The organism is Alteromonas sp. MmMcT2-5 (assembly GCF_022348315.1).
GTDB classification, from domain to species: Bacteria; Pseudomonadota; Gammaproteobacteria; order Enterobacterales; family Alteromonadaceae; genus Alteromonas; species Alteromonas macleodii.
In genome coordinates this window covers 1-10668 of record NZ_JAKRFB010000090.1, presented here as the reverse complement: position 1 = coordinate 10668, position 10668 = coordinate 1, and the positions used below count along the sequence as shown (strand labels likewise).

The window sequence follows — 10668 nt, the reverse complement described above, 5'->3', positions numbered from 1 at the left end:
CCGTAATCACAGACAAACAGGAGCGCCAGCAGGTGATCATTGATGTACTTGGCACATTATACCAAGAGATTTATTCCTGAATTTGATGCGGAATGTCGGGTAAATACCTGTGGCAGACTGCGGTCTGCCACAACTACTGATCGGGCAAGCCATAATACCAGTGATCGGGTGTATCAGAATTGGGGTGATCGAGAGGCCGGAATTAGTGATCGGTAAATGCCTAATACGCAGTTGGGAGAGCACCGCCCTTACAAGGCGGGGGTCACTGGTTCAAGCCCAGTATCGTCCACCACTTTGTTTTAAGTGTTAGGTAGACAAAAGACTTGCGTAGCTAAAGAAAATAAGGGAAAACACCTTCTGCTCTTTACAAGCCCGCACCAAGTCACTGGATAAAGCCCAGTATCGTCCACCACTTCTGCTTTTAGCAAAATGTCTCTGAAAATGATTGGACGATTAGCTCAGTTGGGAGAGCACCGCCCTTACAAGGCGGGGGTCACTGGTTCAAGCCCAGTATCGTCCACCAATCATTTACCCTTAGATTCATATCACTATCTGATATATATGGACGATTAGCTCAGTTGGGAGAGCACCGCCCTTACAAGGCGGGGGTCACTGGTTCAAGCCCAGTATCGTCCACCACTTACTTTTATTTTTATCTATTTTATCCATAGTTATTTGCTGTACGCAGTTAAAAGCGGTGCGAGCACCTTCTACTCTTTACAACCCGCACCAAGTCACTTGTTCAAGCTCAGTATCGTCCACCACTTTATTGTTTTCGCGTAATATTTAATAAAAACTAAAGACAAACTGTTCAATTCAGCTAACTGTCATTCCCGAATGTTTTTATCGGGAATCTCCCGAAAAGTACGTTAAAAGCATCATTACGTTCAGGAGATACGGCAACAAGTGCGGTATGACAATACCTATATTTTCTTGAATACGACAAGCTGAACTAGAGTAAACTCTTATTAGAAGGTAAAAAGCTATTGCTCGAAAGTTATAGCTTATTCTTATGTACTAATTAAAAACTATTTATACCTTTAGCGATTTGAATACCTAATAAACTGAATCAACTGCTGTACTTGCTGATTATTAGGTACTAATTGATTAAGCTGATAAGCGTAATGTAACGCTTCATCAAACGATTTAAGCGAAATTAAAACACTCACTAACCCGTAAAGATAATCTGGATTGTTAGGCACTATTTGATGTGCTAAACCATAATCAGCTTTAGCTGCTTGAAGTTGCTGGTTTTCTTGTAATAAAACGGCCCTAGTATATAAATATCTAGGATTTCTAGCCTCATTAGCTACCGCTTTATCAAACAATGGTAAAGCTGCTTGTTTATTCTTTTGGCGCACTTTAGAAAGCGCTAACTGAAAATATAAATCTGCGGCTTTATTATTAACTTCTAGCCCTTGTTTTAGTATTTTTTCTACTTTGAATTCATCGCCTTGTTGTCGATAAACTTCAGCTAAATAAACATAAGCAGGCATAAAAATATCTTCTACTTTTATCGCAGTTAATAAAGCTTCTTCAGCTTGTTTAAAGTCTCTTTTCAAAGCATACACTTGTCCAATATTTACGTGGGCGGTCGCTCTATCAGCTTGATACAATTGTCCTTCAATGTATTCTGCAACCGCTTTTTCTAACTGTTGCCGTTTTTCTCCAACAAATGTCGGATCAGCCAGGTTTTCCACCAACTGGCGCCCTGCCGCCATTCTGACAGGCTTTTCTTGATGTGTAAGTAAAGGGATAAGCTTTAGTGAGCGATTGATTAAACTTAATTGCCCTGATGCTCTAATCGCAGCGAGTACCAACATAATATCGCTACTATTAAGCTGCTTACTAATAAAGCCAATAAGTTCTCTATTATTTCTAGCACCAAATATACGTGAAACAGCCGAAGCCCTAATAAGTTCAGGGTTTGTCGGGACATTGGCAATAGCCATTAATGCAGGTATAGCGGTAAAGTCGCCGCTATCAGCTAAAGCAAAGGCATGAGCGTAGCCTTTTTCTTTCTGATATGTTGAATTAGGAAACCACTTTGTTAACTGTTTGGCATGTTGGTCATTGGCTATATCACTATGACAAGACTGGCAAGCATTTGGCACACCAAGCGTGACACTTAAATCAGGACGCGGAACTTTAAACGAATGGTCACGACGATCATCAACTTCCATATAAGTGGTTTCAGGCATATGGCAATTAACACATTGTGAACCAGCTGAATTAGCAAGGTGTTGGTGATGTGATCTAATATCGTACTGCTCTGCACTATGACATTGGGTACAGGTGGCGTTACCTTCATGTTTAAGCTTTAAAGTATGCGGATCATGGCAATTAGTACAAGTAACACCATTTTGATACATTTTACTTTGCTTGAACGAACCATATACATATACTTCATCAAAAATTTGCCCGTCAGGGTAATATAAAGGCGTATTTACTAATGACGATTGATATTGCTGATGATATGGCACTGATTCAGTGTGATCTGACAGTTGTGATCTTCGGCTATGACACTGAGCACATACTTCCACTTGCTGTGTTTTTTTCACTCGCGTTGTTGGAAATAGCTTACCTAAGTCATTAGTAGCAAATGCGGGTACTTTTGTTGAAATATCTTGGCTAAAGCCAAATTTATTTTTATTACTGTCAGGATTTTTTATTTTACTATCAGGATTTTTTACCCACGTTAAATGTTGCTCACTTCCCTGATGACAAGCGGAACAACTAACATTAATGATGTCATAACTCGACTGATATGAAAGTGTTTCTAAATCAAAGCCTTTCTTAAAGTTTGTACTGTGGCAATCGGCGCAGTTTTGATTCCAGTTTTGCCCCATTTGCGTCCAATGAAATTCATCTTCAGCATTAAGTTCAGGATAAAGGTTAAACCACCTTTGTCCACCTTCAGCTTTTGAGCGACTGTCCCAAGCGTAAGGAATAAATTGATACTTTCCTGCTCCATCACTAAACATATATTGTTGTAGCGGGTAATAACCAAAAGTATAAAGTAACTCTTTAGTTACTGGGCTTCCATCTACTCCAGGCATAGTTATTAAATACTTGTCGTCTTGAATCAGTAGCTTTATTTCTTCATCGTTTAGCTTAACCTTGCCTAAAGTAAAATCTCCCAAATTAGAGTCCGATGATACTTCAGCCATAGAGTGAAAATGGTGTGAGCTTTTCCAAGCTAGTGTTTGAGTTTGATGACAAGAAGCACAGCTTAAGTCTTTGTTAGCTTCACTTTTAAAACTAACAAATAATGAAAAGACAAAGAAACACCAAATTAAAGCCATTGATGTTTTAAACCGAATTAGCAAAGTTATCCCTTAAAATTAATAAATTAAAACAAAACTTAAAGAAGTTTTTTAGCTATTACGCAAGATAAAATAAATTTATTGCCCAGTGCTCTTAAACACCCGATACACAAATAATGTGATTAACTACATGGTTGTAATGCTAACCATTTACAAAGCAAAGCTTATCAATCTATAAATTATTAATTCTACACAACTTAGCCTAAGCTTGTTGGAATAACTTTACACCTTGCTCATTAAGAGTCACTTTTAAGCGACCCGCTTTAACCAATATTTGCAAACTAGCTAATGCTTCACCAAATGCAAATAAGTCATTACCTGAGTCAACTTCACAGTTAAATAACACTTGATAAGTTTCATTAACTTGTTTGGGTTCTTTACAATGCAGATAAAGCTGTTCAAGCTTTTCTTTATGCCCATAAACTATTTTATTTAATCGGCTAACACCACCATAAAAAGCTAAACCATGTGCTGGCAAAATCAAGGTTTCATCTGTAATCACTGTTGATATGTGCTGTGCTGAATCAAAATATAATTGCATAGGGTTAGCATCAGGCGCATCAGGCCAAATACTGATATTTGGCGTGATACTCGGTAATATTTGATCACCAGCAATAAGAATATCTAATTCCTGACAATAAAAACATGCATGCTCCGACGCATGGCCATAGCCCATCACTATTCGCCATTGATGATTACCTAAAGTAACTATTTGCTCATCTTGTAATACCTGACAAGGTGAGTCTACAGGGTAAATAATACTGCGAAAGGTATCAATATTCCTAAAATAAGCCTTTACTTGTTTTTGTCCTTCACCGTATCCAGTATAAAACTCATTGAGCTGATCTCTTGGTACACTTGGCTCACAAGAAAATAACATTTGATAATATTTGTAATCAGGCATTGAAATACTAAAACTAGGCTTGTGCTCTAGCTCTTCAAGTAGCCAACCCACTAAGCCAATATGATCAGGGTGACCATGAGTACAAATAATGCGAGTGATTGGTTTACCTTTTAACTGGTTATTTATTACCGCAAGCCACTGCTCTTTGGCTTTTGATGTATTCGGGCCAGTATCAATTACCACCCAACCATCAGCTTCTTCTATTAGCCAAATATTTATATGATCAAGTGCAAATGGCATACTAATGCGCAGCCAATATAAGTTATTACCTACATGCAACAGGTGTTGAGGTTCGGGGGCTTTTTCTTTGAAATTCTTTAACATTTTATACTTTCCAAAAATAGACGAGCGAAAAAAAGGCGATAGTAAGGTAACAATGTCACCTTACTTTCGCCTTAACTTGCGAGCAATTATTCGAGTTTAATTTAGAAGTTAAAACCTACTTCGAAGTTAATACGACGTTTACTTTGATGAACACCATTAGAATATGCACCTGCAATTAATGGGATCTTAGTTAGGTAAACTTCATAGTCTTCATCTAACAAGTTGTTTACAGTAAATGCAGCATGCCAATTGCTGTCTGCTGGTGTTAGTGTGACGCGATAGTCAACTAAAGCGTAGCCATCCTGAGTAAGGTTTACTTCATTATCTGAATCGACCGTATGTTTAGACTTATAGCTAACACTTAACATATTAACTAATTCATAATCACCAAACACTTCTGCAATATGCTCCACAGCTACAACCGCAGTAAACTCAGGCACCCAAGCAAGGCTATCACCAGACCAGTCACACTTGCCATCTGCGCCCTGCTCACCTCTATAAACTTCAGTTAAGCTACACGCTGCACCTTGGAATTCATCGTAGTAAAAATCTAAGTATTCCGCATTTGCAGTAATTTTTAGATCATCTGTTGCTTGCCAGATAAACTCTACATCAACACCTTTTTGAATTGATTTACCTGCATTACCTACGTTAAATCCAATAGAACCATTGAAAATCGACGTTTGTAGGTTGTCGTAAACACCATAAAAGGCTGCAACATTCAAGCGAACTGTTTCCCAGTCTGACTTAAAGCCCACTTCCCACGCTGATACACTTTCATCTTCAAATTCAGTATCTTCTGGCGTACCCGCTGAAGGTCCAGGTGATGTGCCAAGAGGGCTCGCTGTAACTGGGCCTTCATAAAGCGTATCAAAACCACCCGCTTTAGCACCATCGGCGTAATTTACATAACCCATAAAGTCATCAGAGAAATGATAACTAGCACTTGCTTGTAACATTAAGTGATCTTCTTCGCGTACCATATCTTGAAATTCATGCGGAGCACCCACAGACTTTAAAACCCCCCAATAACTAAACAATGCAGGCGTTAAACCAGCAAATGGGTGACCTTCAGGGTATGGCGCTTCATCGTACGTAGAACCATCAATATCAAGTAATCTTAAACCTTGTGTTGCAGTTTTAGTAATATCGGTATAACGAACACCAAGCGTTAAACTCAATTTATCTGTTGGATTGTAGTCAAATTGCGTAAATATCGCTTGCTGTTCAGTATTCTGCCTTAAATAGTTTGAACGAGAAAATGAACCAAACTCTAATGGGCTACCAATTAATGTGCTTACATAAGGCATATAAAAGTCAACATCAAAACCTGTATTAAAATCTGCATCTTGATAATAAAGGCCTGCCATAATGTTTAATTGGTCGTTTATTTCAGTATCTAAACGCAATTCTTGAGAAAACTGACTGTAATCTTCAGGTGTATTTGTCGACATAAAGTTTGCCGGTGTCATATCAACATCAAGCGTATGATAATAATCATAATTACTGTCAGCAGTAATTGACGTTAATGTCATGTCGTCGTTAATGTTCCAAACCACTTCCAACATGGTTTCGTCACTGTCGTTATAGTTACCCGACGGACCATTGTTAAAAATACTATCGTCATTACCCGTATTTAAATCACCTGTGCCAATACCAAACGGAGCTAATGGCGAATTAGGGTTTGGTGTAAAATCAGGGTTTACATGCGCATAAATAGCTAACGATTCACCATGTTTTTCAAAATCTGCTTGTTCATGACGAAGGTAAATACTCCATTCATCACTCGGCTCCCATACCGCACTGACACGAAACGCTGAATCTTCATAAGAGTTTTCAACTTTACCCGTATAATGGTTAAATGCCGCACCACCACTTTGGTCACGCCATTTACCCGCAACGCGAACAGCAAATTCGTCTGTTACTGGTATATTTACACCGCCTAAAATTTGTGACTCTTCATATTCTGTTTCATATTTAACGGTAAAGTTACCATTTAGTTCATCACCAACTTCAGGACGCTTAGTAGCCATGCTTAACGCACCACCAACTGAGCTGTTACCGTAAAGTGACACTTGTGGGCCCTTTAATACCTCCACACGCTCCATATCGAAGAAACCTGAACGCAGTTGATTCATACGACCACGGTATACACCGTCTACATATGTTCCTACAGACTGTTCAAATGACTGGTTATCACCTGATGAAACACCACGAAGTGATAAACGTGAATGGTTAGCTAGTTCTGGCTGTTCAAGACCTGGAACAAACTTAGTAAGGTCGTTAACACTGTGTACGCCCATGCCTTCCATATGTTCGCCTGTTACCGCGTTAACACTTGAAGGTACTGTTTGAACTGACTCTACTCTTTTACGAGCTGTTACTTGGATGACTTCTAAGCCAGATTTCTCTTTGGCTTTTTCAGCCTGCTCACCAGCAGCTTCTTCTGCGTACAAGCTGCCTGAAAATAAGAATGAAACCCCGATAGCCGCCGCTAAGCGACTTTTTACAAAAACATTGTTGGTTCTCATAACTTTCCCCGATTGTTAATTTCACTTAAATTTATTGTTATCTTTTATTAATAGTAGAGTCCTTTATGCGAAATTCAGGTCATATTCTGCTATTTAATTGTCTTAAATATAGCTAACGTTTTAAAATTTGATAGAAAAGTAACTAAGTTTTGTAGGCTCATATCCAAAACGACATTCAAGCTAGACCGTTATACATTTGGGGCTTTGATAAGTTTCTTTAGAATCGTTCAATGCTTTATCAAGTAGGTAAAAAGACGTCAAATTAAGCAAAAATAAATTTATAATAAACCAAGTTCTCGTGCTTTTGAGGTAGCTTGATTTCTTCTTTTAACCCCTAATTTTGAAAATAAATTGCTTAAATGCCACTTAACTGTACTTTCTGACAAGCTTAGTAACGCACTAATTTTGCTATTAGTATGGCCTTTATTAATGAGGTGCAATAACTCTTCTTCTCGCTTGGTAAGTGGTTCAATTAGCCTATTATTTACTTCTTCGTATTGCGCCGCGTTAGCTTCAATACCAAAAGCGGCTAATAAAGATGCTATATAAAGTGCTAGTTTAGAGTTATAGTCATCTAAGGTTTGGTATAACTCTTTTAATAGCTCGCTAATCACTTCGCCTTCATCAACAAACGTCCGAACAAACCCTTCATTTTGGCCTTGAGCTACTAATTTAGTTAGCAGCCTTAATGCTTGTCTATGTTCATTGCTCTGCTTTAACGCAACTACTTTTAAAACTTCTAATTTTAATATGCGATAATGGCGATTAGGTTGCGACTGCTCGATTGCATCAGCTATTTGCTTTAACGCTTTCTTGTATTGCTGGTTTGCTAACAAAAGTCGAATGCTGGTAATAGTATCAGCCTCATTGTCTGCAGCGATTGAGCACTGCGCTTTTTTAACCACTAAATTTTCGCTACTAATACGTTCAGCAATGTCGTTTGCTAATATGACCTCACCATTATTAAGGTGGATCCTCACCAGCTCCCACCGCGCAATAGCCGAAAGTCGAGGTAAATGATCGGAATAACCTATCTGTTCAAGTGTCTCAATTACTTTAATAGCATCATTAGTATTATTTTTTGCCAAATGAATTCGCGCCAAGCATAAATAACTTACTGCTAACCATTCTGGTAACGCAAACTGCCTAATTAACGAGAGGTTTCTTGTAAGAATAGTTTCGCAGTCATCTAACTTATTCGTTTCATATAGTAAACTTGTATACGCTGGAAGTACGCCATAAGCATTTGCTGACTCAATAAAGTCTTGCTGATAAAAATCTCTAAGCCCTTGCTCAGCTACTGCGAGTGCTCTTTTAAGTTTTCCTTGCAATAATAGAGCAAAAGCTTGAACGGCATGAGCATAAGTTACGGTAAAAAAAACATTATCTGATGATTTGTTTTTACCCATAAATTGCGTTAACGCCAACGCATTCATACCATCAATTCTTGCATCTTCAAATTTTGCTTGGCTTAAATGGATGTACGCTTGAATATTATAAAAACCAATTCTAACCAATGAATGGTTACTAGGTTGATTATCAGCCAACAATGCTTGTACTACGTTTAGCGTCTCATCATTATTGTCAGACATTATGCTAAACGATATTTTTAAAGACGTAAAAATACGCTGCTGCTCTTTAGTTAACTTATTAGCCTTTTGCCACTCACTAATTTGAGAAATATCCTTCTCAACCAATAATGTGCGTTTATAAAATAAATCAGCCCATGTTTTTGCTAAATACAAATTAATATGTTGATTTAATAACTCAGAAGAAATGCTATTTGTCCAATCAGCTAATGTATTAAACTGCGCTTTTCTTAACATAGGTAGAGCAAAGTCATCCATCATTTGAGCGGCAAGTTCATTGGCATTACCAGCTATAGCATGCTCTATTGCTAATCTTGGCCTGTTATTTTCTTTAAACCACTTTGCCGCTTTAACGTGCAATGGCTCTACCTGTTCTGCATAATCTCGTTTTAATAGTTTAATTAAAAAGCTTGCAAACAATTGGTGATAACTTAACCAAGATTGTTGTTGATTGGTTGACTCAATCAATATCGACTCTTCAAGATCTTCATTTAGCATTGTCGCTGCTCTTCCAGCGGAAAAAGTGTCAGCTAATAAATGCTGGCAAAGTGGCAAATTAAACTCTGACAGAATTGATGTCTTTACTAAAAACTCTTGTTGTTCAGCAGATTTGTGGTTAAAAATGTTTTCAATTAAATAATCATCAAACAGCTCACTGGTAACTTTTCCGTCTACCGTCAGTTGACTAAGTTGCTCTGGTTGTTTGATCAAAAAAGTAGACAGCTTTAATGCTGCAGGCCAGCCATCGGTTAATTCATATAATTTGCATATTTGTTCTTCATTTAGTTGAATATCACCAAAACGAGAAAAATATACTTTAGTTTGCTCAAAGCTAAATTTTAGCTCCGATGTTGAAACCTCTATTAAGTTATCTGCTATTTTCAATTTTGACAAAGCAAGCTTTGGCGCAGTGCGAGAAGCAATAATAATTTGCTGATGACTTTTTAAATGATTAAGGGCGTCACTTAAAATACTTAACGTTGACGGTTCTGTTATTACGTCAAAATTATCAAGAAAAAGATAAAAAGGCTGTTCATTATCAGCAATAGCCGACAACAATACATTTAAGTCGTCAGTATTATGTGGGTTTTCTTTTGTAGCTACTTTACTCGAGCCCGATACTGATGCATTACTAGCTTCACTAACCACTTGCAATAAACGTGATATATCATTGTCAGCTTTTTCTAAATTAATCCAAATTGTGCGGGCTTTTTTTGCTTGTAACCAAGCAAGGTATTGTAAAAGTAAGGTTGTTTTACCATAACCAGCAAGCCCTTGCACTATCGCTACATTACGTAACGGTTTTGCAGTTAAATGCTGAACTAATTCTGTCTGCTCTATTAAATGTTTGGTAATTACTTTAGGAGTAAATTTAGCTGCAGAAATTTGCACAAAGCGCCCTATTATTCATAATTAGTAATGTAGATGCGTCAAAGTAATACGCATATGCTAGCCCTACATTATTGATATTATTATACATTGTAGTTCTTTTTTTAATGAACAGAAACATAGTATAAAGTAATTTTCTAACGAGTATTTTATGTTTACTAGATATAGCCCGCACAGACCATTTTTTTGCTTGTTAAGACCAGCATGCCCTAATCAAAACATCTATAGTTAAAAACTAGGATAGTTTTAATCGGCTATTAATACGCTTTTTAGCTTGATAGAAATATTATAAATGTAGTTTAAATAAAATTCATAAAAACAAGCATATTCAAACTATTGAATAAACTTTTGCTCTATTAACGGACAATTATTTTGAAAATTATTACATCATTAAAAATACTTGCTAGCAGTGCTTTGTTACTCTGTTTAACGACTCCTGTACATGCAACAGAAGATCCTTCACGCCCTAATGTATTAGCGATATGGGGAGATGATATAGGCATGGACCCGAATTCAACTGCGAAGTGCGACACTCGTCAATATCAAGCAGCCAATGCCATTTCTTTAAATACAATCGCTGGCTGCTTGAAGCCTAAACACTTTCT

General features: G+C 37.4%; 4 protein-coding genes, 2 tRNA genes and 1 pseudogene. 3 read left to right on the top strand and 4 right to left on the bottom strand.

Annotated elements, in window-relative coordinates; genetic code table 11:
* Positions 1–447: 447 nt before the first annotated feature.
* Together MHN09_RS20325 and MHN09_RS20320 are read left to right on the top strand one after the other, a co-directional pair.
* Positions 448–523 (top strand) — tRNA-Val (locus MHN09_RS20325).
* A 40-nt stretch (positions 524–563) separates the two neighbouring features.
* Positions 564–639, top strand: a tRNA-Val gene (locus MHN09_RS20320).
* 401 nt (positions 640–1040) lie between these two features.
* On the opposite strand, the gene MHN09_RS20315 is transcribed toward MHN09_RS20320, so the two are convergent.
* From MHN09_RS20315 to MHN09_RS21605, 4 genes are all read right to left on the bottom strand, one after another.
* Positions 1041–3329, bottom strand: a complete 2289-nt coding sequence (locus MHN09_RS20315) for a multiheme c-type cytochrome (RefSeq protein ID WP_187447533.1) — start codon at positions 3327–3329, stop codon at positions 1041–1043.
* Between the two features lie 199 nt (positions 3330–3528).
* Positions 3529–4554: an MBL fold metallo-hydrolase gene (locus tag MHN09_RS20310; protein ID WP_024017274.1), complete on the bottom strand. Its 1026-nt coding sequence runs from the start codon at positions 4552–4554 to the stop codon at positions 3529–3531.
* 101 nt (positions 4555–4655) lie between these two features.
* Complete coding sequence (locus tag MHN09_RS20305; RefSeq protein WP_187447532.1) at positions 4656–7085, bottom strand: TonB-dependent receptor; 2430 nt, start codon at positions 7083–7085, stop codon at positions 4656–4658.
* A gap of 278 nt (positions 7086–7363) precedes the next feature.
* Entirely contained in the window at positions 7364–10066 is a 2703-nt protein-coding gene (locus MHN09_RS21605; RefSeq protein WP_024017276.1) for a LuxR C-terminal-related transcriptional regulator, read from the bottom strand.
* A 369-nt stretch (positions 10067–10435) separates the two neighbouring features.
* Between MHN09_RS21605 and MHN09_RS20295 the strand changes: the two are divergent.
* Positions 10436–10668, top strand: a pseudogene (locus MHN09_RS20295) (hypothetical protein); the annotation flags it as partial.